The 25,083-nt window shown below is 40.9% G+C and carries 26 protein-coding genes; 16 read left to right on the top strand and 10 right to left on the bottom strand.

The window, feature by feature from the left end; genetic code table 11:
- The first annotated feature begins 47 nt into the window (after window positions 1-47).
- Together asnB and RIC88_RS10740 are read left to right on the top strand one after the other, a co-directional pair.
- Window positions 48-1,910 (top strand): asparagine synthase (glutamine-hydrolyzing), encoded by a 1,863-nt coding sequence (gene asnB, locus RIC88_RS10745; RefSeq protein ID WP_350217543.1) that lies wholly within the window; start codon window positions 48-50, stop codon window positions 1,908-1,910.
- The gene (locus RIC88_RS10740; protein WP_350217542.1) at window positions 1,907-2,971 is read left to right on the top strand and encodes a glycosyltransferase family 4 protein; all 1,065 of its coding nucleotides are present in this window, start codon (window positions 1,907-1,909) and stop codon (window positions 2,969-2,971) included. The genes asnB and RIC88_RS10740 overlap by 4 nt, the downstream gene beginning before the upstream one ends.
- Here RIC88_RS10740 and RIC88_RS10735 read toward each other — a convergent pair.
- Genes RIC88_RS10735 through RIC88_RS10725 form a run of 3 tightly spaced genes read right to left on the bottom strand, consistent with a single transcriptional unit; the run spans window position 2,959 to window position 4,939 of the window.
- Window positions 2,959-3,420, bottom strand: coding sequence for a hypothetical protein (locus RIC88_RS10735; RefSeq protein ID WP_350217541.1), 462 nt, complete (start codon window positions 3,418-3,420; stop codon window positions 2,959-2,961). The two genes, RIC88_RS10740 and RIC88_RS10735, sit on opposite strands and share 13 nt — an antisense overlap.
- A complete protein-coding gene (locus RIC88_RS10730; protein WP_350217540.1) occupies window positions 3,417-3,728 on the bottom strand; it encodes a nucleotidyltransferase domain-containing protein in 312 nt (103 codons plus the stop codon). The genes RIC88_RS10735 and RIC88_RS10730 overlap by 4 nt, the downstream gene beginning before the upstream one ends.
- A gap of 23 nt (window positions 3,729-3,751) precedes the next feature.
- A complete protein-coding gene (locus tag RIC88_RS10725) occupies window positions 3,752-4,939 on the bottom strand; it encodes a tetratricopeptide repeat protein (RefSeq protein WP_350217539.1) in 1,188 nt (395 codons plus the stop codon).
- A gap of 15 nt (window positions 4,940-4,954) precedes the next feature.
- Here RIC88_RS10725 and RIC88_RS10720 point away from each other — a divergent pair, with 15 nt between their 5' ends.
- Complete coding sequence (locus RIC88_RS10720) at window positions 4,955-5,602, top strand: hypothetical protein (RefSeq protein WP_350217538.1); 648 nt, start codon at window positions 4,955-4,957, stop codon at window positions 5,600-5,602.
- A 171-nt stretch (window positions 5,603-5,773) separates the two neighbouring features.
- Entirely contained in the window at window positions 5,774-8,731 is a 2,958-nt protein-coding gene (locus tag RIC88_RS10715) for a protein O-mannosyl-transferase family (RefSeq protein WP_350217537.1), read from the top strand.
- Between the two features lie 67 nt (window positions 8,732-8,798).
- Here RIC88_RS10715 and RIC88_RS10710 read toward each other — a convergent pair whose 3' ends face one another.
- Entirely contained in the window at window positions 8,799-9,131 is a 333-nt protein-coding gene (locus RIC88_RS10710; protein ID WP_350217536.1) for a T9SS type A sorting domain-containing protein, read from the bottom strand.
- 261 nt (window positions 9,132-9,392) lie between these two features.
- Here RIC88_RS10710 and RIC88_RS10705 point away from each other — a divergent pair, with 261 nt between their 5' ends.
- Together RIC88_RS10705 and RIC88_RS10700 are read left to right on the top strand one after the other, a co-directional pair.
- The gene (locus tag RIC88_RS10705) at window positions 9,393-11,309 is read left to right on the top strand and encodes a DUF3857 domain-containing protein (RefSeq protein WP_350217535.1); all 1,917 of its coding nucleotides are present in this window, start codon (window positions 9,393-9,395) and stop codon (window positions 11,307-11,309) included.
- Window positions 11,306-13,210, top strand: a complete 1,905-nt coding sequence (locus RIC88_RS10700; protein ID WP_350217534.1) for a DUF3858 domain-containing protein — start codon at window positions 11,306-11,308, stop codon at window positions 13,208-13,210. The genes RIC88_RS10705 and RIC88_RS10700 overlap by 4 nt, the downstream gene beginning before the upstream one ends.
- Here the strand turns inward: RIC88_RS10700 and RIC88_RS10695 are convergent, their stop codons facing one another.
- The 6 genes from RIC88_RS10695 to RIC88_RS10670 form a co-directional block, all read right to left on the bottom strand.
- Window positions 13,211-14,701 carry an NAD(P)H-hydrate dehydratase gene (locus RIC88_RS10695; RefSeq protein ID WP_350217533.1) on the bottom strand — a complete coding sequence of 497 codons (1,491 nt, stop codon included), beginning with the start codon at window positions 14,699-14,701 and terminating at the stop codon, window positions 13,211-13,213.
- A gap of 5 nt (window positions 14,702-14,706) precedes the next feature.
- Window positions 14,707-15,900 carry an NADH-quinone oxidoreductase subunit D gene (locus RIC88_RS10690; RefSeq protein ID WP_502880001.1) on the bottom strand — a complete coding sequence of 398 codons (1,194 nt, stop codon included), beginning with the start codon at window positions 15,898-15,900 and terminating at the stop codon, window positions 14,707-14,709.
- 3 nt (window positions 15,901-15,903) lie between these two features.
- Window positions 15,904-16,386, bottom strand: a complete 483-nt coding sequence (locus tag RIC88_RS10685; protein ID WP_350217532.1) for an NADH-quinone oxidoreductase subunit C — start codon at window positions 16,384-16,386, stop codon at window positions 15,904-15,906.
- Window positions 16,376-16,915 (bottom strand): NADH-quinone oxidoreductase subunit B, encoded by a 540-nt coding sequence (locus RIC88_RS10680; RefSeq protein ID WP_089356732.1) that lies wholly within the window; start codon window positions 16,913-16,915, stop codon window positions 16,376-16,378. Before RIC88_RS10680 ends, RIC88_RS10685 begins: the two co-directional genes overlap by 11 nt.
- On the bottom strand, window positions 16,912-17,370 hold the full coding sequence (locus RIC88_RS10675) for an NADH-quinone oxidoreductase subunit A (RefSeq protein ID WP_350217531.1): 459 nt from the start codon (window positions 17,368-17,370) through the stop codon (window positions 16,912-16,914). Before RIC88_RS10675 ends, RIC88_RS10680 begins: the two co-directional genes overlap by 4 nt.
- Window positions 17,371-17,432: 62 nt before the next feature.
- Entirely contained in the window at window positions 17,433-18,059 is a 627-nt protein-coding gene (locus RIC88_RS10670) for an LON peptidase substrate-binding domain-containing protein (protein ID WP_350217530.1), read from the bottom strand.
- A gap of 49 nt (window positions 18,060-18,108) precedes the next feature.
- On the opposite strand from RIC88_RS10670, the gene RIC88_RS10665 reads away from it, so the two are divergent.
- The 10 genes from RIC88_RS10665 (at window position 18,109) to RIC88_RS10620 (ending at window position 25,041) form a co-directional block, all read left to right on the top strand.
- Window positions 18,109-18,579 carry a hypothetical protein gene (locus RIC88_RS10665; protein WP_350217529.1) on the top strand — a complete coding sequence of 157 codons (471 nt, stop codon included), beginning with the start codon at window positions 18,109-18,111 and terminating at the stop codon, window positions 18,577-18,579.
- Between the two features lie 49 nt (window positions 18,580-18,628).
- Window positions 18,629-19,693 carry a 1,2-phenylacetyl-CoA epoxidase subunit PaaE gene (gene paaE, locus RIC88_RS10660; RefSeq protein WP_350217528.1) on the top strand — a complete coding sequence of 355 codons (1,065 nt, stop codon included), beginning with the start codon at window positions 18,629-18,631 and terminating at the stop codon, window positions 19,691-19,693.
- 60 nt (window positions 19,694-19,753) lie between these two features.
- Window positions 19,754-20,695, top strand: a complete 942-nt coding sequence (gene paaA / locus RIC88_RS10655; protein ID WP_350217527.1) for a 1,2-phenylacetyl-CoA epoxidase subunit PaaA — start codon at window positions 19,754-19,756, stop codon at window positions 20,693-20,695.
- 87 nt (window positions 20,696-20,782) lie between these two features.
- Entirely contained in the window at window positions 20,783-21,064 is a 282-nt protein-coding gene (gene paaB, locus RIC88_RS10650; protein WP_350217526.1) for a 1,2-phenylacetyl-CoA epoxidase subunit PaaB, read from the top strand.
- A 67-nt stretch (window positions 21,065-21,131) separates the two neighbouring features.
- Window positions 21,132-21,887, top strand: coding sequence for a 1,2-phenylacetyl-CoA epoxidase subunit PaaC (gene paaC, locus RIC88_RS10645; RefSeq protein ID WP_350217525.1), 756 nt, complete (start codon window positions 21,132-21,134; stop codon window positions 21,885-21,887).
- Window positions 21,888-21,921: 34 nt separating this feature from the next.
- Window positions 21,922-22,146 carry a DUF433 domain-containing protein gene (locus tag RIC88_RS10640; protein WP_350217524.1) on the top strand — a complete coding sequence of 75 codons (225 nt, stop codon included), beginning with the start codon at window positions 21,922-21,924 and terminating at the stop codon, window positions 22,144-22,146.
- 1 nt (window position 22,147) lies between these two features.
- Window positions 22,148-22,480 carry a DUF5615 family PIN-like protein gene (locus RIC88_RS10635; protein WP_350217523.1) on the top strand — a complete coding sequence of 111 codons (333 nt, stop codon included), beginning with the start codon at window positions 22,148-22,150 and terminating at the stop codon, window positions 22,478-22,480.
- Between the two features lie 2 nt (window positions 22,481-22,482).
- Window positions 22,483-22,944, top strand: coding sequence for a 1,2-phenylacetyl-CoA epoxidase subunit PaaD (gene paaD, locus RIC88_RS10630; RefSeq protein WP_350217522.1), 462 nt, complete (start codon window positions 22,483-22,485; stop codon window positions 22,942-22,944).
- Window positions 22,945-23,104: 160 nt separating this feature from the next.
- A complete protein-coding gene (locus RIC88_RS10625) occupies window positions 23,105-23,884 on the top strand; it encodes an enoyl-CoA hydratase-related protein (RefSeq protein WP_350217521.1) in 780 nt (259 codons plus the stop codon).
- Complete coding sequence (locus RIC88_RS10620) at window positions 23,884-25,041, top strand: 3-hydroxyacyl-CoA dehydrogenase NAD-binding domain-containing protein (RefSeq protein ID WP_350217520.1); 1,158 nt, start codon at window positions 23,884-23,886, stop codon at window positions 25,039-25,041. Before RIC88_RS10625 ends, RIC88_RS10620 begins: the two co-directional genes overlap by 1 nt.
- Window positions 25,042-25,083: the final 42 nt, after the last annotated feature.

Genomic DNA, 25,083 nt, shown 5'->3' with positions numbered 1-25,083 from the left:
AACAAATTGATGCTAACATAGCAGTCAGAATTTCGACCTAAGACCGAATGTGTGGTATAACCGGATACATACTTCTTTCAAATAATGCTCCCGAACTGAAAAAAAGTTTGGAAGCTGCAACTCAATCGTTGCTATCCAGAGGTCCTGACAATCAAGCTACCTTTTTAGATAAATCAATCGGCCTGGGACACACCCGGCTCTCAATTATTGATACTTCAAATAAGGCTAATCAGCCGATGACTGACCATTCAGGCAGATATACACTCATATTCAATGGCGAGATATACAACTATCGGGAACTTGCAAATGCGCTTGAGGTAGACTTTAATTCAACATCAGATACGGAGGTTCTACTTTACCTCCTGATTGAGGAAGGCGAAGAATGCCTAACGAAACTTAATGGTTTTTTTGCTTTCGCCTTTTATGACTCAAAAGAAGAATCGTTACTTATCGCTCGTGATCGGATGGGCATAAAGCCACTTCATTATTATCAGAATGGAGACTTCTTTGCTTTCGGATCAGAGATGAAGGCTTTGTTAAGTTATCCGATTGCGAGAAAAATTGACCAGCAATCGCTATACTGGTATCTCCGCCTGACTTATCTACCAGCAGACATGAGTATGATTGCGGGGATAAAAAAATTACAACCTGGTCATTTCATTCGTATATCCAATTCCTGTGTGAAGGTGGAATCCTATTGGAGTTTGGAGGAGCAATCTTCATTCAATGGTAATTACACAGATGCCAAAGATCAGACAGTTAAGCTACTGGAGCAGTCGGTACAGCGCCGGATGATTGCTGATGTCCCATTGGGGTCATTTTTAAGTGGAGGTACAGATTCTTCTGCTGTAGTTGCCATGGCCTCCAAATTTGACAAGGACCTGCATACTTTTTCCATTGGCTATAGGGATCATGATTTTTTCGATGAAACCAGCTTTGCAGAATTGGTTGCTAAGAAGTTCAATACAAACCACATCACCTTTTCACTTACTAATGACGATCTCCTTAATAGCCTGGATAGCGTTCTGGACTATATTGATGAGCCGTTCGCAGATTCATCAGCTATCCCGACATTCATTTTATCTCAACATGTAAGTAAACACATCAAGGTAGCTCTTTCAGGAGATGGTGCTGATGAATTATTTGGCGGTTACTATAAGCATTTGGCATTCCAAAGATCAGGAGAAAATACCTTGCCGAACAGCATTATTAAATGGCTGGCTCCATTATTGAAAGCATTACCATCATCACGTTCATCAAAATCTGGAAATTTAGCCCGAAGAGCTGGAAAGTATGCACAGCTCTTGCAAATGAAGTCATATGACAAGTATTGGCATCTTGCTTCATTTAATGCGTTGGCAGATGAATTGATGATTAATCCTCCAGCTTACAATCTAATTAACTCATTCATAGAGAAGTCCCAAATCAAGAATGGTGAGATCAATCTGAATGATTTTCTAGACCTTGATCTTAAGATTGTATTACCAGGGGATATGCTTACAAAAGTTGATCTAATGTCCATGGCCAACAGCCTGGAAGTTCGTGTGCCTTTCCTGGATAAGGATCTGGTCGCTTTTGCTCGTTCGCTTCCTCCTCATTATAAGGTAGATAAAAATCGAAGAAAGACCGTTCTTCAGGATGCGTTCGAACACATTCTGCCCAAAGAGCTTCACCATCGTTCGAAAAAAGGATTTGAAGTGCCGATGCTTAGCTGGATGAAGAATGAGTTAAATACCTCTATCAATGAAGTTGTTTTTGATGAGCCGTTTCTTAAAGATCAAGGAGTCTTTAATCCATTACTAGTGATGGGGCTGAAGGAAAAATTATTTTCTCAAAACCCCGGAGATGTTCATTCCACGCTGTGGACGATTTATGTTTTTCAGATATGGTATAAAAAGTGGATGTTATGAGAGCCTTGTTTCTGGGTTTACATAGAAAAGATCGATCTCCTGGCCAGCGCTACCGGCACGAGCAATACCTACGGCATCTTTCTGAAAAAGGTATTAAATGTACAGCTAGACCACTTTTAAAGACTGAAAAGGAGGATAAAACATTTTATGGAAATCAGACGTTCTTAAAAATTTGGGTCGGCATAAAAGCTTTATTTCGAAGATTCTTCAGTGTTCTTAGAGCTAGTAATTACGATGTTGTATATATCTACCGTGATGCTTTTTTCTTTGGGGCCTTTTTTGAAAAATGGCTCAAAAGAAAGAATGTTAAAATAATTTATGACTTTGATGATGCCATCTGGCTAAGAGATGAAAATCCTAATCAGGGCATCTTTAATAGGTTAAAGAATCCTGATAAAACAGCAACTATTTGCTCCCTTGCTGATCGTGTAATTGTTGGCAATGAATATCTTAAAAAGTATGCCTCACAATTCAATGACGATGTAATTATCATACCAAGTACAATTGATTTGAAAGAGTATGAAGTTGAAAAAAAATCAAATAATAGTATTTGCATTGGCTGGACCGGAAGTTTTTCTACCATCAAGCATTTTGAAACTGTATTACCTGCTTTGAAAAAAATCAAGATGACTTTTGGTGAGAAAGTTAATTTCAAAATAATAGGCGACCCGACATATGAGTTTCGGCCGCTCGGAATTAAAGGTTTAAAATGGAATAGTGAAACAGAAGCCGAAGACCTTTCAGAACTTGATATCGGCATAATGCCACTCCCCGATAACGAATGGACCAGGGGTAAATGCGCCATGAAAGGCCTCCAATACATGGCACTCGAAATTCCAACAATTATGTCACCAGTTGGAGTGAATTCAGATATTATCCAGGATGGTGAAAATGGTTTTCATGCATCATCTACCGATGAGTGGGTAGAAAAACTTTCGATACTTATTGAAGATGCAGACTTAAGAAAAAAGATGGGTAAGGCCGGCAGAAAAACGGTTGAAAAGGATTTCAGTGTGGAAGCCAATAAGGATAAGTGGCTGAAGGCGTTTCAAATTGACTGAACAATTTCCCTAACCCTTAAAAAACTATTTTTTACCTCTCCAATCATAATGGGCGAGAGTTTTAGACATTCGGCAAACTTTTGTTTCAAATTTTCAATCCAATACTCATGAGCAATGTCATTTCTAAGTTTTCTAGCATCAAGCAAAGCATCCGTTTGATTTATCAATCCCTTTTTCTCTGCATTATTTAACATATCAATCATTGTATTGGGATACTCCTCAATTAATTCGAAGAAGCATCTCAGATACTTTTGAGTGAAAATATCAGATGTTCTTGCAAACCTGGAGGTTAGAGCCTCAAATGTTTCTGACTCATCAAGTGTATAGTCTTTTTTGAGGCCAATAGCAACACACTTATTAAATGAGTAATCCAATGCTTCGATTGATTTATTCAAAATATCCTCATACTCAAACAATAGTTTTTTTTGTAGCTGTTTCCTTTCTGTCATAGCTTAATGGCATCCAACATAATAAGTTTTTTAAAGGTAGCATCCTCCTCAAATGTAAAGTTGACCAGATCTACTTTCTGTTCTCCAAACTGCCGCCAAAAACTATATTTAAGTTCTCTCAAAGTTTCGGAAGACAATTTTTTACCAGACAGAATTAGAAAGTCTATATCACCTCCTCTTTTCTCCATGTCGGTTCTGGATCCAAACAGGTATAATTCTGCATCTGGATCAATTTTCGTAACTCCCTTCTTAAAGAAAGAAAGTATTTCTTCCTTCACCCGTACTTTATCAGCATTCAACACCTCCATTAAACGAATTTACGGAAAAGGCATCACAAATCCTTTAATCTTTCCCTGGCCTGTTCATGAGCAGAGTGACTTCTCTTAGCAGATTTTTTTACACGCTTATAATATTCCTTCGCAAGCTTAGCATTCCCCTCTTCCTCGGCTATTCTTCCCAAATGCATGAGCGAAAAAAAGTAATATCCCATCTCGGTAGCGTCCGCCTCCTCTGCATAATCAAGTCCTCGCAGATAGTATATTTTGGCTTTCTCATAATTCTTTCGAATTTCATTTACGTGACCGATAAAAAAGCAAGCATACCGACCACTATTAGCCTCATAGCCTGTTTGCCCACTTTCTACCCTTTCCAAAATTTCATGCGAGACTTCTTCTGTGGAACTGTATCGGCCGGCTTGATATAAAAGACGAGCATAATACCGATGAAAATAGGCATTGTCGGGAAACTGCTGGTTCAGGTACTCACTAACTTGAAGCGCGCCACCTATATCATTTTCTTCAGTTGCCAGGATTCTCATCAGGTAATATTGAGCTTCTGTCCGTGAATAGAAAGCATTTCTAGCGACAATCTTCAACTGCCCGATACCCTCCTTTTTATCTCCGGGAGGAAAAAATACCATGAGCGGTCTCAATAAAGGATATTCTTCACGAATCCATTCTGCATAATAGTTAAAAAGTGCATCCCCAAATAAGAGCTCGGGACTATATTCTTCATGTCCTCTACATTCACCTAAATACTTTAATGATCTACTTCCGGCCAGTGCCGCCTTTCGATACTCCCTCCTTTCCGAATAGAGCCTGCCCTCAAATGCATATGCTGCAGCAAGAAAGAACGACCCTTCAATTTCATTGTAATTATCTCGGACATTCTCTGCCAACATCTTCGTGGTATCCATATATGCCAAAAACTCCTCATCCCACTCATGATTATTATAATTAGGAACGATACGCCACCAATAATTCAACCCTTTCAATAAATAAGGAAGTGGATGCCATGGATACTGCTTTTGCAAATAGTTAAAATGGTTATGCGCTTTCTTAAACTCAAAATTGTACATCGAATTGATCGCCTCAGTTGACTCTATCTCAATGAATGGATTGATTAATAAACTGTAGCGTAAACTATCACCATCGACCGTCTCCTCCGCCCGTTGAGCAAAGCAGTTGACCGAGAATAGGATTAGCACTGACAGGGTGATATTTTTGACGTTCAATTGCATTTGACGCAAATCTAAATGACAGAGCGATTAACTAAATACAGAAAACAATTTCTAGAAGATTGGTTTGATTTCAACGGTGTAGGCATGTTCTTCATTATCTGCCTCACATACATTGCGCTACTCTTTGTCAAACGAATTTTCATCATTGACTCCATTGCAGCTTTCGAAGTGCTGAATGAGCGAGGAGATATCTGGGTTTTTGACATTTTATACGGCATTCAATATTTAAGTGTACCCATTTTTCTTACATGGAAATGGACATGGACTACTTTGACATTATGGATCGGTTGTTTCATGTTTGGCTATCGTCTTCATTTCAATCAACTCTGGAAAATGGTGATGCTGGCAGAAATTGTTTTCTTTTTACCGGAGATAGTCAAAGTATTATGGTTTACTCTTTTTTATACTGATCCTGACTATAACGATTACATGGCATTCTATCCATTTTCTCTTATCAACCTGGTGGATTACACACAAATCGATCCAAAATGGCATTACCCATTAAAGTCAGTTAATATATTCGAGGTTTTATATTGGCCGGTTTTGGTATTAGGCATTTATTTTTTGAGTGGGAAAAACTTGAAAATCTCATCCTACATCGTTTTGAGTACCTATGCCCTCTTCTTTTTGATTTGGTTGCTCTTTTATGTGGCGGTCTATTAAATTAAAAGATGTTAAAAACCTCATCCATCGGCACAGATGTTCGTATATCATCCGATACCGAACATTTTTTTTCAATACCTTGCGAATCAATTAGTTATTCTAAAACCAACATAATTATCTCCTGATATCTTCAGGTAAATTGCTATTTTCGCCCTTCACATAAATTCGACTATGGGATACCAAAAGATTAACATCATCACTGGCTGGATAGCCTTCTTAATTGCTTTAGTTACTTATTGTCTTACCGTGGAGCCAACCGCAAGTTTCTGGGACGCAGGAGAGTTTATTGCCTGTTCTTATAAGCTGGAAGTTCCCCACCCACCGGGAGCTCCGTTCTTCCTATTAACAGGAAGAATGTTTTCCATGCTTGCAGGGGGTGATGTTACTCAAGTAGCCTTTTGGGTAAATATGCTCAGCGTAGTAAGTAGTGCCTTTTTCGTACTATTCATCTTTTGGTCAATCACACACCTGGCAAAACGTGTGATGAAAATCAAAAAAGGCGAAGAAACAACCGCTGACACAATAGCCATTATGGGGACAGGTCTTGTCGGTGCTCTTGCTTGTACATTTTCAGATTCTTTTTGGTTTTCAGCGGTTGAAGCTGAGGTTTATGGAATGTCAGCCTTCTTTACCTCATTTGTATTTTGGGCTATCCTGAAGTGGGAGAATATGACGCAAGAACAAGATCGAGCCAGATGGCTGATCTTAATTGCTTATATGATGGGGCTTTCCATCGGAGTTCACTTGTTAAACCTTGTGGCAATTCCGGTATTGGGACTTATCGTCTATTTCAAATATTACGAGAAAGTCACAAGAAAAGGCATTATTTATACCATGGCCATTTCAGCGGCAATTGTACTGATTGTCCTTGAAGGTGTGATCCCAGGGCTTCCTTCCATGGCTGGAAAAATCGAGATTTTCTTCGTCAATAGCTTAGGCCTTCCTTTTGGATCAGGCGTGATTTTCTTTGGCCTGGCGGTTATTGGAGGATTGGTGTATGGAATTCACTACTCCATCAAACACAATAAATATGTACTAAACACTTCACTACTTGCACTGGCTTTCATCTTAATCGGATACTCTTCTTACTCAATTGCAGTAATCAGAAGTAACTATAACCCACCGATTGATGAAAACAATCCGGAAGAAATCATATCCTTCGTTTCTTATCTGAAACGAGAACAATATGGAAGCCGTCCTCTTTTCAAAGGGCCCTACTATACTGCAGAGCTTCAGGAAAATAAAAAAGGCAATCCTGTTTACATGAGAGGAAAGGATGAGTATGTGATTAAAGACTACAAAGTAACGCAGGTCTATGACCCGAAGCACACCACTATCCTTCCAAGAATGTACAGTTCGGATCCCAACCATATTCGAAAATATCGGCAGGTAACCGGATTGCGAGATGGCGAGAAACCAAGCTGGGGTGATAATCTCTATTATCTGATTGTCCATCAACTGGGCCACCAGTATTTCCGATATTTCATGTGGAATTTCTCCGGTCGGGAGCATGATATTCAGGGAGCTGGCTGGGTCGGTATTGCAGCCGCATTTGATGATTTACCTGATGTATTGGCAAATAATAAAGGCCGTAATATTTACTACGGACTGCCGCTTCTATTGGGGTTATTCGGAATGTTCGTGCAATACAAAAAAGATGTAAAACTCTTTTCAGCAACAGCTTTACTCTTCTTTATGACCGGTATTGCCATTGTACTTTACCTGAATACCCCACCGATAGAACCGCGTGAACGGGACTACATCTATGCAGGCTCATTCTACATTTTCACGATTTGGATTGGGTTTGGAGTGATGGCACTTTATGATGTACTTAAAAATATTTCAAAGCAAAAGAAAGTTGCTGCAGTCATTGCCACTGTTCTTGGGTTATCTATTCCTGTTTTGATGGCCAGTGAAAACTGGGATGATCATGATCGATCCGGTAGGTATTTTTCGGTCGATGCGGCGAAAAATTACCTTTCATCTGTAGGGCCAAATGGCATCATTTTTACTGGTGGAGATAATGACACCTTCCCATTATGGTACGCGCAGGAGGTAGAAGGATTCCGAACAGATGCCAGAGTGCTGGTGCTGAGTTACTATAACACAGATTGGTACATTCAGCAATCTGCCAGACAAGCATATGAATCGGATCCATTGCCCTATGGTTTACCCATCGGACATTATCAGCAAGGAGGATTGAATGATTACCTGCCAGTCTATGAGCGGGAAGAGCTGAAAGGAAATGCCATCAATGCTCGCTTGCTTCTTAAATTCATAAAAGATGAAAATCCGGGACTTCAAATCCCTACCTCTATCAGTGCGTATAATTCAGTACCTGCCAGAACATTGTTTCTGGATATTGATACTGCCAAAGCGAAGCAAATTGTGCCGGAGGATATGCATGATAAAATTGTAAACCGTATGATCCTCAAAGTGAAGGGAAGAGCTTTGGAAAAAAAGGATCTTGCCTTTTTAGATCTACTTATCAATTCCAACTGGGAGCGACCTATTTATTTAAATAACACTTCAATTGCTCAATTAAACTTTGACTTGAGAGGTAATGTGGTGCAGGAAGGCATGGCATACCGGGTGCTTCCAATAAACAGCAATGCTCAGTCAGGATATCCGGTAAATACGGAAGTGATGTATGATAATGTGATGAACAAGTTTACATGGACCAACCTGGATGATCCAAGTGTTTATTACACTCAGGATTATGTTGGATTTGTTTTGAATTCACGATCTACGTTCAACACCCTTGCCGAAGATTTAATAGCAGAAGGTGATTATGAAAGAGCAGCTGAGGTTCTGAAAAAATGCATTGAGGTAATGCCTGACGAAGCGGTTCCATTTGATTTCTTTAGTGTGCAGCAAGTAGGCATGTTATTAGAAGTAGGTGAACAGGAACTTGCAGATTTTGTTGCTGAACGAACATCCACTTATGCTTCTCAGTGGTTGGATTATTATTTTGCTACCGGAAGTACCGAAACTAATGAACTTCAAAAGCAACTACTTTCACTTAACGAAGTAGCAAGAGCATATAGAGCAAATGGTGACAGGGAAAAAGCTGCGGCGTACGAAGAGCTATTCAACACCTATTACTCACAATTACAAAGTGGGAGATAAGGTTATGAATAAAAAAAGCTTCAACTGAGTTGAAGCTTTTTTTATGCTTTATTTTGAAATAGCTCAATTAATGCTTTAAAAACTTATAAGCCTTTTTGAAACGTTTTTCTTCATCTTTAATGATGAGGAAGTAATAGCCAGTGGCTAAATCTTTTACATTGATCTTATACTTTCCAATTCCTACTTCTTCCGGTTTGATTTGAACTTTATTGCCAATCATAGAATTGAGTTCAAACTCCGCATTGTTAAAGTCTCCATCAATTTGAACAATGATAGACTCGACCGCCGGATTTGGATATATACTGATTTGCGCTTCCTGAGATATATCTGATCTCCCTTGGGCAAGAGATACACCGCTTAGGGCGAGTGCGAACGATAATATGATCAGTTTATTGCGCATGGTAGTGATATACAAATTACGCAATTTTTTTCAAATTGTTCCTAATGACCAGAAAATAATAGTCGTTAATTAACGTTAATCAGGGCGTTTTCCATTGTACTTTCCGATGAAATAATTGATTTAAATCGATTGGGGTGAGATTTTGCGTTACGTCGAAAAATATCAACCTTTTGTCTAAAGGATTAAGCACGGATAGAAATCAAAGTTGTGTTGAAATAAATGATTTCTATAATTGTATGCTTAACCTAACTATTTAATACAATGAGATTTGCAATTGTAACAAGTTTATTCTTGTTGCTCCAACTTTCGGGTCAAAGTCAGAAAAAAATCAAACTAAATAATTTCGACGAGAGCTACTTTACAATGTCCCACTGCCCGTACGATTCCTCAGCGGGGGCTTTTTATCTCAGCGACTATGGGAAATCAAGGTTTGATAACAATTTTGAAATTGAGTTTACTCACCATGTCATTCTCAAAATTTTATCTCCCGAAGAATATGATCGGGCAGATATAAAAATTCCTTTTTCCAAAGGGGACCGTGTGAGTGGATTTGAAGCCGCAACATATAATATGGTTGATGGAAAGGTTATGGAAAGCAAAATCAAAAGGAAGGATGTCATCATTGAAGATGTAAACAACAACACACGAAGCTTTAATTTCACTTTCCCCAATGTAAAAGAAGGCTCCATAATAGAATACACCTACAGGGTTAATTACGGTTCCATCAAAAGTCTAAACACCTGGTATTTTCAAACATCACTCCCAGTAATAAAGAGTCAATACGAATTAATCATACCAACTTACTTTAATTATGAGCGAGTTTATCAGGGCTACTTTCCTTTGAAAAAAGCAGATGTTGAATATAAGGTTTTACCAATCACCTCAGGCCTAACAGCCAACCATCAAATTCATAATTATGTTGCTGAAAATGTTCCGGCCTTTGAAAATGAACCGTACATTACCACGAGGGATGACTATATGAGCAAAATCAACTTTGAGTTAAAAAGGTATGATTTGCCCAATCAGCCTCCGAAGGTTTTTATACCGGAGAGTTTCTCTGAAATAGCTAAACAATACTATGAAAGTGACTATTGGCACGGAAGTGTTACCGATTCCAAATTCACAAGGGATGTAGTCGAAGTGCTTAAGAGCACTAGCTCCGATAGCCTCCAACTTGTTGAAAGCATTTATCATTATGTGAGAGACAACTTTAAAGAAGACTATGAAATTGATCTATCAAACCAGAAAAAAGTCTTTGAAGAACAAAAAGGAACCTCAAGCCAGATCAACCGTGTGCTGGCTGCAATTATGAATGAGGCTGGATTTGAGACTAACCTGGTCCGAATCAGTACAAGAAGTCATGGAAGAGTCCTTAAACACATTCCCATCGATCGTCAATTCAACTTCACATTGGTTCAGGTAACAATCGGTGATGAAAAGATTCTAATGGATGCTACTGAGAAAAACATTCCTTTCAGAGTACTTCCAAAATACTGCCTGAATGGGGAAGGACTTCTTATAAGTAACAATCCAGCCTGGGTTCCACTTAAGCCATTTGATAACAATTCAATTACCTATGGAGGTACTTTCAATCTAGAGGAAGGCTACTTAACAGGCGAGTTTACCAAACGTAGATCAGGCTACTACGCATGGGATTTCCTTGACGACAATGAAGATGAGGAAGCCTACAAAAAATCATTTAATGAAAACATGGAAACGTGGATGATAGAATCACATGAAATAGGAGAACTTGAAGAGGAGTACAAACTTGATGAAACGCTTGAGGTTGAGATTGAAGGTAAAGTCGATGACCTTGGCGACATCTTATATCTCAATCCTATTATTTATGGGCAAACAGTAAATAATCCGTTTAAGGCACCAACACGTAGCTTTCCGATAAACTATGGTTATCCTATAAATGAAACTCATTATTACCAAATCGATATAGGAGATCAATTTGTAGTAGATGAAGTTCCTGAGCCTATTATGCTTGCATTACCCAATAATGGTGGCAGACTTCTATACAATGTTCAGCAAAATGGAAACTTACTAACCGTGACCTGTCGAATTCAAATAAATGAAGCAGAGTTTCCGGCCGAGCTGTATCCATATCTGCGGGAATTTTATGCTCAGATGATTGAAAAACAAGGAGAACAAATTGTATTGAAAAGAAAATGAAAAAACCAGGTTGTAATTGTTTCATCTTTATCCTGTCATTGTTAGCCTTTAGCCAACTAAAGGCACAGGATTATTCTGCGGCATCTATTCCGGATGAACTGAAAGAGGGAATGGATGCAGTGACCAGGAGCTATACTGGCGAATTTGAAATTCTTTCCATTGACAAGGCAAGGTTTCATATGAAAAGAGTAATTACCATAATTAATAAAAAGGGCAATCACAATGCTTTGTTGAGAGTTTTTTATGATGACTTACGCAATGTGAATAGCCTTGAAGCCTATAAATATGATCTCAATGGAGAACGGATTGAGAAAATCAAAAAATCAGATTTTAATGATGAAAGTGCAGTATCAGGCAGTTTCTTTGATGACAGTAGAATCATGTGGTATGATTTACGGCAGGATCAATTTCCATATACCATTGAGATCGAATACGAAGTAACTTACAAGTACTTATACTCAATTCCAGATTGGCATTTTATTGATGCGTATGATGAAAGCGTAGAGTCATCTTCCTATACAGTAAAGAGTCCCATTGATCTTAAGCCTCGCTTCAGAACTTTTAATGTGAATGATCCTGAAATACTAGAGGATGATAAGAGTTTCTCTGCCACTTGGTCCGAAAAGAATATTCAGGCAATTTCATATGAACCTTACAGCTCTCCTCTCAGTGATATCACCCCAAAAGTACTGCTATCCCCGTCCAAATTTGAGTTCGAGGGATATCAGGGTGATATGTCAACATGGGATGGCGTAGCTAAATGGCAAAATAGTCTAAACGCAGGTAGGGATAAGCTGCCAAAGGAAACCGTCAATAAAGTTCTTGAAATGACGGCTGGAATGTCCGATTACTATAAAATCAAAACGATATATGAGTACATGCAGTCGAACACAAGATATGTGAGCCTTCAATTAGGAATCGGCGGGTTTCAGCCGTTTACGGCCCAATTTGTAGATGAAGAAGGGTATGGTGACTGTAAAGCGCTAAGTTTTTACACTCAATCATTGTTAAAAGCCGCGGGAATAACATCTTATTATACCTGGGTTCACGCAGGCAGTAACCCTCCGAAAATCGATTTGGACTTTCCAAATGATACCTTTAACCACATAATCCTTTGTGTTCCTAACAATGGTGATACCATCTGGCTTGAATGCACAAATCAGGAAGTGCCTTTCGGATTTTTAGGTGACTTTACAAGTGACAGAGAAGTATTCGTGATTAAAGAAAATGGAGGTGAAATCGTTAGAACACCTTCCTATGGACCCAATGATAATGTCCAGTTGATTAAGTCTGAGGTTGAATTATTTGAAGATGGTAACGCGAGGATAAAAAGTAATATATTCTATTCGGGCCTTAAGTATGACAATGTAATGGGTGTGATACTATCTGGAAAGGAAAATCAAAAAAAATGGCTTGAAAAAAACATTAAAATATCTTCCTTCATTATGGAGGATTTTGAATTTACGAATAACAAATTAATCCTTCCAACTGCACAGTTAAATGTATCTCTTGTGGCTCGAAATTTGACAAGCAGGTCTGGCACAAGGTATTTTCTTCAACCCAACTTAATGAACAAGAATACTTTCATACCTAATAAGAATAGCGATAGAAAACGAGTTATAAGTATTGATTATCCAATAAGCGAACGAGATTCCATCATCTATAAACTTCCAGAAAACCATATGGTTGAAGCCTTTTTTGACCCAATACAAATAGAATCTCAATTTGGGTCCTACAAAGCTGAGATTTCAAGACTTGATGGTGATAAGGTTTTATACCGGAGAGAATTCATCCAGCAAAAAGGCGAATTCGATCCAGATACATATGATGAATTCGCTGACTTTCATAAACAAGTAGTACGGGCTGATAAGAAAAGGATTTCATTAAAAAAGAAAACCTAGTTATTGATTGAGTAATGCGCTTACCGCATTAGGTATAAAGCGAATAATATCTGAGGCTTGGATCCAGGGCATTTCTAATTCCCGAACTGCCTCATCTCCGGCAGCTCCATGGAGGTATACCCCAAGCTTCAATGCATCAAATGGAATCAGGCCCTGAGCAAGTAGCGCTCCTACTATTCCTGTTAGCACATCTCCACTTCCGGCAGTTGCCATACCGGGATTTCCTGTCGGATTAAAATGGACTGCACCTCCTGAATTACAAACTGCTGAGTTTGCGCCTTTCAAAACCACATTCACTTTATACTTTTGGCAAAAGGCCCTCAACTTATCCAACTTATCAAAATCATTTTTCCAATCGCCAACCAATCTTTTGAACTCACCCGGATGCGGAGTGAGTATCGAGTCGACCGGAACTTCCTTCAATAAACTTTTCTTTTTAGCCAATAAATTCAAGCCATCAGCATCAATAACAAGTGGGTGTTTAGCTGATCTGATGAAATTCTCAAATGCATCCAAGGTCTTCGAACCCGTGCCCAAGCCCGGACCTAAGATTACCGTGTCATCTGTATTAGGAATAGATTGAATCTCACTCGTTCCCTTTCCATCCAAAACCATGGCTTCAGGGATAGTGATTTGCATAATATCAATTCCACATTTCGGAACGCATACATTCACTAATCCAACACCAGCCCTGAATGCGGCTCGTGTGCATAAAACAGCCGCTCCCATTTTTCCTTTACTCCCCGCTACAACCAAAAGCCGACCAACCGAATTTTTATGAGCAAACTTTGAACGCTCTGGTACTAGATTTATGACATCATTTTTCTCTGTAACACTAAATACTGTTTCTTGTTTCTCAATAAACTCCTTATCCAGACCAATATCCATTACCCTCCACTCACCTACATATTTTGAACACTCGGGAAGAAAAAAAGACAATTTTGGCACCTGAAAAGAGATTGTGTAATCTGCTTTAAATGCGACTGCATCTTTCGCCAGAGACTGATCCGCATAAAGACCAGATGCGATATCAATGGCTATTCGCTGAGCGTTTTGCTCATTTAGGTATTGAATTAACTCAGCATAAAGCCCCTCAACCGGCCTGGACAGCCCAGAACCAAAAAGTCCATCGATAATGACAGCATCGTCTGGGGTCTTTGGGAATTCATTTTTCTTAGATATTGTCGCAAAGGAGTCGAGTCTTTTCAGATTAGCAGTGAAATCAGGACTCCCTTTTTCAAGGTTGCCTATGACGAATGTTTTAACATCCCATCCTCGACCGATAAGTAAACGGGAAATGACTAATCCATCGCCTCCATTATTACCTGTTCCACCAAAAATGTAGGTTGGGATTTTCTGGGGATGTAATCCTAAAAACTTTGTGACAAAAGCCTCGCTCGCGCGCTCCATCAGATCGAGTGATGAAATCGGCTCATGCTTGATCGTGTACTGATCGGCTTCTCGTATTTGTTCAGAAGTAAGGACTTTCATGATGATTAGCGATCAACTTCGCCCATATTTAAATCCATCGATCCCAGAATTGCAAATAAATCAGCTAGCATACATCCCTTACTTATCTCGGAAATGACTGACAAATTACTAAAGCTGGGTGCCCGTGCTTTACATCTAAGCGGTTGGTCAGATCGACCATCTGCTCGGAAGAAATAACCCAATTCTCCTTTAGGGTTTTCTGCCCGAACATAAAAATCCTGTGCTTTCGGTCTGATTTTTTTAGGTACCATCGCCCGGGGATCAAATTCTTTGGTGCGCTTGTGTTCACCCAAGAGTTTCTCCACACATTGTTCAATAATCTTTATCGATTGCCAGCACTCCTCATACCTCACCCAATTTCGATCCCAGCAATCTCCAACCGTTCCCATTTTTCCTGTCCCGACCGGGACTTCAAAATCCAGTTCCGGATACACGCTGTATCCATCTACTTTTCTAAGATCAAAGCGTAAACCTGACCCTCTTAACATCGGTCCTGTTACCCCATAGTTGATGGCTAAATCTCGTGGCAACACTCCTACATTAGCAGTTCTTTCGATGAAAATCTTGTTGTTGATTAGGAGTGTTTCGGAATCTTTGAGTTTTGGCTTTAGGTAGTCTACAAATTCTTTTGCTCGCTCTTCAAAACCAACCGGAAGATCATAAAATAGTCCACCTACCCAGATGTAGTTGTATAACATTCGAGCCCCACTGGCCCATTCCAGCATCCTGAGAATATGCTCCCGATCACGCATCATCCAGAGGAATGGTGTAAATGCACCGATATCCATCCCGTAGGTGCCAATGGCGATGAAGTGAGCTGCAATTCTGTTGAGCTCAGAAACTAACACTCGGATATATTCAATCCGTTTCGGTATCTCTTTATCGATTCCAAGCATTCGCTCAGCTCCCATCACAAACGCCCATTCATTATTCATGGCGGCCACATAGTCCATCCGATCTGTGTATGGAATTGTCTGATTGTATGGTAATGACTCGGCATGCTTTTCAAAGCAGCGGTGCAGGTATCCCAGGTGAGGAATGACATCCACTACAATCTCACCATCTGTCACCACCTCTAGTCTTAGTACTCCGTGAGTTGACGGATGCTGCGGACCAAGGTTGATGATCATCTCTTCTGTTTTGAGATTCTCTTCCTTGTACTTTAATGGCTCAGATTTGGTAAGAAATGATTCAACCATGATTCAATATTTCACTTTTACTTCATGGTACTTTTCCTGCTCTACATAATCCTTTCTTAGTGGATATCCTTCCCAATCATCGGGCAATAAAATTCTCCTTAAATCCGGGTGACCTTTAAATTGAATGCCCAATAAATCATAAGCCTCCCGCTCATGCCAGTCAGCAGTTTTCCAAATGTCAGTCACCGAATCAATTGTTGGCGTTGATCGGTCAAGTGCTACACGAAGTGTTAAATGAAGATCGAATGGAATACTGTACAGATGATAAATCACCTCCATTGTATTTGCCTCTTCTCCATTGTCCAGGCCTGTCAAACAGGAAAGCGAATCAAAGTAGGTTTTTTCATAAGTGTGAAGGAATTCACAAACGTTTCTGATCTGTGTAGGGTCAACTAACAAAGCTTTTGGAGTTGATGCTAAATCCTCTCCCATAACAGATCCTGGTAGTTCCTTTTCGATCAGCGATTTAATTTCTTCAAACTGCATCTTTCTTCATTAATTTCTCCAATGCTTTTGGCCTCATTATGGACTCTGTTCTGATTTTTTCCTGAAGCTTAAGAAACCCTCCAATTAGCGCTTCCGGTCTTGGAGGACAACCCGGGACATAAACATCCACGGGGATCACACGATCCACTCCCTTCAACACATGGTACCCATGCTCCCAATAAGGACCTCCGCAATTGGCGCATGATCCCATCGATATCACATACTTCGGATCAGCCATTTGTTCATATAATCGCTTCACCCGATCCGCCATTTTGAAGGTGACCGTCCCGGAAACAATCATCACATCTGCTTGTCTTGGAGAATTTCTGGGAATTACTCCAAACCGATCCAGATCGTAAGCTGAAGATGCGGTGGACATAAACTCAATGGCACAGCATGCCAAGCCAAATCCTACCGGCCAAAGGCTACTCAGTCTGGACCAGTTTAACAGATCATCCAGCTTAGAGATGATGATTCCTCCTTCTCCTGTTTTCAGACCACCTAATGATATATTTTCTTCCTGCTTCATCTAAAATCTTTATAAGCACTTTCAGGAATCCTGGATTTGAAATCAGATGCTTTGGGTTTTGGACGTACCCATTCCAGCATTCCCTTTGCCCATACATACGCCAATCCCACCAAAAGAATTCCAATAAATATGAAGGTTTCGATCATGGAGAATTTGGCCCAAAGCCCATCTGACGCTGCAATCAGTTGTTCGTCTCCAAAAACAGTGGCCCAGGGAAAAAGGAAGATTAGTTCCGCCTCGAATAGAAGGAAAATTAATGCGACTATGTAAAACCGCACATTGAACTGACCCCAGGCAGTACCAGACGGCTCCTCTCCCGACTCATAAGTGGTTTGCTTTTCAGTAGTTGGATTATTCGGACGTAAAAGTTTACCTACCAAAAGGGTTATCATCAGAAACCCAATCCCTCCTACGATGAAAAGCAGAACCGTACCAAAACCGCTGATTTGGATCATGATGGGAAATTAATACGGAATCGGTGAGATAGCTAAAAAACTAGCACCTAGTTGATTTTAAGTCAAAATTTCAATGGATCAAGGTGCTTGAAATGACCATTTTGCTTAATCCGATCCTGTGCATGCTGGGCACGTTCCAGGGCAGGGATTAATTGCTCGAGGTGAGAGATTCCAAATTTCAGCCGCTCATTTTCACTGGTCATTTCCAATAGTTGGTATTCTTCCTCCGGCTTTAGTCCGATTTTATGTCCGATATCAAAAACAGATTGAACCTCCGAAACGTCAGGTAAATCAGTCTCTCCAAGCCAGGTAAAAAGCTCGGCTACTTTTTCTTTAAACTGAACTAAAAGCGAAATGTCCCGGACATCTTTAGAAATAACATATTCTACCTCACCACCAGCATATTCTTTGTCTTTCCATGGGTTCTGAAAATCCAGTACCTTGATGGTCTCCAGTCCTATCGTTTTGATATCCATCCTACCATCCTTATACTTTTTGGTCACATCCATGATTTTCACTTCTGTGCCCAATTCAATTTTATTCAACACATAGGATGGTATACCAAAAGTGGAGCCGTCTCGCAGGCAATCGGCCACCAACTGCTTATACCGAGGCTCGAAAATATGCAGGTTAAGAGGCTCGCCCGGGAAAGCGACAATGTTTAAAGGAAAAAGTGCTAACTCACTCATACTTCAAAAACTCTACTGAATGAAAATAGTTTACTAGTTTCGATCATTCATGAGGATCATTCGAATAAACAAAGGTAAGGCTGTTAATCTTCCAATCAGGTTTGTAAGCGTCATAATTATGGTTGTCATCACCATTAGATTAATGGACATGCTGCCGGAACCCTGGTCTATTCTCATTGCCATCGCCATCTCGTCATTTCTGCCTGCGTTGTGGTTTGCTACTAAAGTTATCATAGTAGACGAAGAGCATAAAACCATTTTTGATGGTGTGTGGACGATGGGGAAAAAGTTAGGGAAACCCTTAAAATATCATTCAATTGAAAAAATCTTCATCAATAAAGTGAAAACAAAGCAAACCATGTATTCACTTTCAAATCAAGCCAATGTGGTCGCCAATCACGAATATCGTGCCTATCTAAAATTGGATAATGGAGATAAATATTTTTTATTTAGTCATCCGCTGAAAGAGCGTGCTGAAGAGAAGGTGACAAAAATCAGAGAGAAGCTTGCCCTCAATTGACCTCAAAATTCCTTTCGATGGTTAGCTTTGCCTCACCCAAAAAATAGACATGGCAAAATTTCATTTACTCAAAGTCGCAGCAATATCAAGACCAACAGACGAATCTGTTGCCGTGACTTTTGATGTTCCGGACGACTTAAGAGACGCATTCACATTTACTCAGGGTCAGCACCTAACACTCAAGAAAGACATAAACGGGGAAGATATTCGTCGTTCCTACTCCATCTGCTCTTGCCCGATTGATGAACAATTAACGGTAGCAATTAAAAAATTAGATGGTGGGGCCTTTTCAACGTATGCCAATGAAGAACTCAAAGTTGGTGATGAAGTCGAAGTAAACCCTCCACACGGCCACTTTTATGTGCCTCTTGATCCTGAGAATGCCAACTCATATGTAGCATTCGCTAGTGGTAGTGGAATTACGCCGATCATCTCTATCATAGAAACGACGTTACGAACTGAGCCGGAAAGCGAATTCACCCTTTTTTATGGAAACAGGCGAACCAGCACAATCATTTTTCAGGAAAGGCTCGAGGCATTGAAAAATAGATACATGGGTCGATTTAGTTTATACCATGTGCTGAGCAAAGAGCGACAAGAGTCTGATCTGTTTAACGGACGAATTGATGAAAAGAAAATTCAGGGGTACGCCGGTCGATTCTTCGATCCTGAATCTGTGGATCATTACTTTACCTGCGGCCCGGAAGAAATGATGCTGGCCGTTCAGAGTGAGTTGAAAAATCTGGGTGTGCCGGAAGAAAGAATTCACTTAGAACTGTTTACTTCTCCTGTCGGAAAATTGGGTGGAAAAGAAAAAGAAGTAAAGCATGAAAAAGCACATGCTCAGATTACCATCGTGTTGGATGGAAACAGTATGACGTTCCCATACGATTCTGATAAGTCTATATTGGATGTGGCATTCGACAATGGAGCGGATCTTCCTTACGCATGCAAGGGTGGCGTTTGTAGCACATGCGTTTGCCGAATAGAGGAAGGCGAGGTGGAAATGGACGTAAATTATGCGCTGGAGCCTGACGAGTTGGAAAGAGGGCTAAGGCTTAGCTGCCAGTCATATCCGAAGACGGATAAGGTAAAGTTGAATTTTGATGTTTGATGCGATCGAACAATGCGCTTTTGAATGGTGTTAAGTAACTTTGAAACAAAGGATTAGAAGATGGATATAAAGAGTTTAGAAGATCGGTTCAACGAGAAGATTGACAAGGACATTCGGATTGAGCCAAAAGACTGGATGCCGGAGAATTACAGAAAGACATTAATCCGTCAAATCTCTCAGCACGCGCATTCCGAAATTGTAGGGATGTTGCCTGAAGCCAACTGGATCACCAGAGCGCCTTCATTGAGAAGAAAAGCAGCTGCATTAGCGAAAGTACAGGACGAAGCGGGTCATGGACTATATCTCTACAGTGCCTGCGAAACGCTCGGAATAGAAAGAGATCAGCTCCTTCAGGATTTACATTCCGGCAAAGCAAAATATTCATCCATTTTCAACTATCCTACACTTACCTGGGCGGATATGGGTGCCATCGGCTGGTTAGTTGATGGTGCGGCAATTATGAATCAAGTACCTCTTTGCAGAGCTTCTTACGGACCTTATGCCAGAGCAATGGTGAGAGTATGCAAAGAAGAGTCTTTCCACCAGCGCCAGGGTTTTGAGATCATGCTTACGCTTTGTCGTGGTTCAGAGGAGCAAAAGAAAATGGCCCAGGATGCACTGAATAGATGGTGGTGGCCTTCACTCATGATGTTTGGTCCGCAAGACAAGGATTCTACTCACACAGAGCAATCCATGCGATGGGGAATCAAACGATTTACCAATGATGAGCTTCGTCAAAAATTTGTGGATGTTTCTAAGCCACAAGCTGACTTATTAGGCATTACCATTCCGGATAAAGATTTGAAGTGGAATGAAGAGCGTGGACACTACGATTTCGGTGAGATCAATTGGGAAGAGTTTTTCAATGTGATCAAAGGAAATGGCCCTTGCAATAAGCAAAGAGTGGACGCTCGAAGAAATGCATATGATAATGGTGCCTGGGTGAGAGAAGCAGCAGCGGCACATGCCGAGAAGAAAGCAAAGCGTCAGGCGGCTGCTTAACTCAGTGTCATGCTGAACTTATTTCAGCATCTACTATGAAATTATGAAAGATCCTGAACCAAGTTCAGGATGACAAACAAAAGAAATATGAAAAACTGGCCCCTTTGGGAAATATTTATCAGAAGCAAGGCAGGACTAAACCACAAACATGTGGGTAGTCTCCACGCGGCGGATGAGGAGATGGCAATTCAGAATGCCAGAGATGTATACACACGAAGAAATGAAGGTGTAAGTATCTGGGTAGTTAAATCAGAATTTATCACAGCTTCCGACCCGGACGATTCTGATCCATTGTATGAGCCGGCAAAAGATAAGGTGTACCGTCATCCTACCTTTTACGATTTGCCTGATGAATTGAAACATATGTAATTTTTGGTCAACAGCTATTTTGGCTAAAATTCTGTGGACTGTTGACTTGAGACTGTGTACTTAAAATATGAAAGATCAAAACCTATATAACTACGTCTTACAACACGCAGACAGTAGTCTGATCCTGGGTCAGCGACTTGCAGAATGGTGTGGGCATGGGCCGATTCTGGAGCAGGATATCGCAATGTCAAACATCAGCCTTGATTTGATCGGGCAATGCAGAATGTGGTATCAGTATGCCGCTGAGATACAAGGTGAAGGAAAAAGTGAGGATGAAATCGTGGCATTCCGTGATGCATGGGACTATCGTAATGTACAATTGGTGGAGCAACCCAACGGCGATTTTGCTCAAACAATATTTCGACAATTTTTATTCGATACCTATAGCGTGCATTTCTATGAAATGCTAATGAATAGTAAGGATGAGCGTTTAGCTGCCATTGCAGGAAAATCACACAAAGAAGCGCTTTATCATGTGAAATGGAGTGGTGACTGGGTAATCCGTCTGGGAGATGGAACCGAAGAAAGCCACAACCGGATGAAAGCTGCGATAGATGAGCTTTGGTCGTATTCCGGAGAACTAACGAAACCGAATGAAATTGAGACCAAGGCTTTTGAAGAAGGGTATGGTGTTGACCTGGCTGCTTTGAAAGAAAAGCGTGATGCGAAAATTCGAGAAGTTCTTACTGAAGCCACGCTTGACACGCCTGAAAGCACCTACACACACGAAGGTGGAAAAGATGGTCGACACACTGAACACCTGGGCTATATCCTTTCAGATTTGCAGTTTCTGCAACGAGCGTATCCGGGTCAGGAGTGGTAATTTGTTCTAGGAAAAAGTAATTAACTTTATTTGGATGAAATCGGACTACAGTACTCATATTACAATCGAACCGGGGAAGAGAGGTGGAAAACCCTGTATCAGAGGGATGAGAATCACTGTAGCTGATATTCTGGAATACCTTGCGTCCGGCATGAGTATCGATGAAATTCTGGATGATTTTCCATACCTGACTAAAGACGATATTTATGCTTCTTTAGCATATGCGGCGCACAGAGAACGGATAGCTCTACACGCCTAAGATGAAGTTACTTTTCGACCATAATTTATCTTTCAGATTGATTGATAAAATCTCCAGTCGATTCGAAAAAAGCAAACATGTCTATCAGGTTGATCTAAGTGAAGCTGAAGATGTCACAATTTGGGATTACGCTTTAAAAAATGACTTCACAATAATCACAAAGGATACTGATTTTTTTGACCTGGTGTCGTTAAAAGGATTCCCACCAAAGGTTATATGGATAAAACGAGGGAACTGTTCCACAGATGAAATTGCTTCCATAATAGCTGAAAACAGCGACAAAATGGTCTCATTCATTGAGGATAAAGAAAATGGAGTTCTGATTATTGATTGAAAATGACAATTTCAAAAGAACATATTGTAGACATTCTAGAAAACGTAACCGATCCGGAAATACCGGTTATCTCCGTTACCGATTTGGGTATTGTGCGTGATGTACTCATCACCGATGATTTTGTGGAAGTGATCATCACCCCTACCTATTCCGGCTGTCCGGCCATGCTGGAAATTGAAAAAGACATACACAATGCCTTGAAAAAAGAAGGTATCGATCATTTCAAAATCACCACCGTCCTCTCCCCTGCCTGGACCACCGAATGGATGACGGAAGAAGGCAAGCAAAAACTCAAAGCATACGGGATCGCCCCACCTAACCCCACTAATCCGGAAGATATCGAGTGTCCACAATGCGATTCCAAAAACACACAACTCCTAAGTGAATTTGGCTCCACCGCTTGTAAATCCCTCTTTAAGTGCAATGACTGCCTGGAGCCATTTGACTATTTTAAGTGTCACTGATTTATTCAAAATGAAAACAAATCTCCTCTTGGGAGGAGCATGAGGTGGGTCTATTAAAATCTCATTTTGAATAAATCACTTCAAAACCCACCCCTCGCCCCTCCAAGGAGGGGAATAGAAAGCGTATAATATTTAACTTCGCATCCCAAACATTAACCACATGTCAGACACCCTTCAAATAACTAAAAAAGATACCCTCGGCATCCTGACCTTCAACCGGCCGGATGTCTTCAATAGCTTCAATAAAGAGCTTGCATTAGCAGTACAAAAAGCGCTGGATGAATTCGCCAAAGACAATTCCGTGCGAGCTATCATGCTCACCGGGAATGGTAAAGCCTTTTGTGCAGGGCAAGACCTGCAGGAAGCCATCGCCGACAATGGACTGGAGATTGAGCAGATCGTGGATGAGCACTACAACCCGATCATCCGACAGATAAGAAGCATTGAAAAACCAATCATCGCTGCAGTGAATGGAGTAGCTGCAGGAGCAGGAGCCAATATCGCTCTGGCTTGTGATGTGTGTGTGGCAACTGAATCATCTGCCTTTATTCAGGCATTCAGCAAAATAGGATTGGTACCGGACAGTGGTGGGACATTCACGCTTCCAAGAATCATTGGATTTGGAAAAGCCTCTGCTTTGATGATGCTGGGAGACAAAGTGTCCGCAATAGAGGCGGAGCAGATGGGCATGATCTACAAAGTATTCAGTGACGATTCCTTTGCTGAGGAAGCTGAGATAATAGCATTGAAGCTGGCGAATATGCCAACCAAAGGACTGGCATACACCAAGCATTTGCTGAATCAGTCATTTACTAATGATCTAAACCAGCAATTAGAGTTGGAAAAAGAGTGGCAGTTCAAAGCCACCGAAACCAACGACTACAAAGAAGGCGTTCAGGCCTTTATTGAGAAACGAAAACCGAATTTTAAAGGAGAGTAATGCCAAAATTAAGTGTGATAGGAGCCGGAACCATGGGAACCGGAATAGCGCAGGTAGCCGCCACGGCCGGATGGGATGTGGTGATCAATGACACCAACAGTGACATCCTCGAGAAATCATCTGCCAGCCTTGTGAAGGTGATGAACCGACTGGTGGAAAAAGAAAAGATCAATCAGGAAACGGCTGACAAGATCCTTGGACGGATCGACTTCACCGAAGACCAGCAGTACTTCGAAAACTCCGATTTGGTCATCGAGGCGATCATCGAAAATCTGGAGATCAAGCAAAAGGTGTTTAAGGCGGTCGAAGAGATCGTACGGGAAGACACCATCATTGCTTCTAACACCTCTTCCCTTTCATTGGCTTCCATTGGAGCGTCATTGAAAGATCCTTCCCGATTTGTGGGCATACACTTCTTCAACCCTGCCCCCTTAATGCCATTGGTAGAGATCATTCCTGCAGTGCAAACAGCAGAAGAAACCACCAAGCAAGCCAAAGACTGGGTCGATAGCTGGAAGAAATTAACCGTGCTGGCAAAGGATACGCCAGGCTTCATCGTGAACCGTGTAGCACGACCATTCTATGGCGAATCGCTACGCATGTACGAAGAGGGAATAGCAGGATTCGCAACCATTGACTGGGCGATGAAAGAACTGGGCGGCTTCCGTATGGGACCGTTCGAGCTGATGGATTTCATTGGAAACGACATCAACTACACGGTGACGGAAACGGTTTTTGCATCGTTCTTCTATGATCCGCGATACAAACCATCGTTCACACAAAAGCGCATGTCTGAAGCGGGCTTTCTTGGACGCAAGTCAGGCAGAGGCTATTACGATTATGACGAGGGTGCGGAGAAACCGGAACCGAAGAAAGATGAAAAACTAGGACAAATCATCCTGGATCGAACGCTTGCCATGCTCATCAATGAAGCAGCAGACGCTTTGTTCCTGAATATCGCCAGCAGGGAAGACATTGATACGGCCATGACTAAGGGTGTGAACTACCCGAAAGGCTTGCTCAAGTGGGCCGATGAAAAAGGCATAGACTGGTGCGTGGAAAAAATGGATGCGCTGTACGATGAGTATCGTGAAGATCGGTATCGTTGCAGCCCGTTATTGAGGAAAATGAAAAAGGAAGGAAAAACGTTTTATTGACCCTTCGATAAACTCAGGGTGACAAGTAAAAACGTTTGTCAT

Origin of the sequence: Ekhidna sp., from assembly GCF_040220215.1 — a bacterium.
Lineage (GTDB): Bacteria > Bacteroidota > Bacteroidia > Cytophagales > Cyclobacteriaceae > Ekhidna.
The sequence above is the reverse complement of the archived record's forward strand: the minus strand, read 5'-3'. Positions and strand labels throughout refer to the sequence as shown.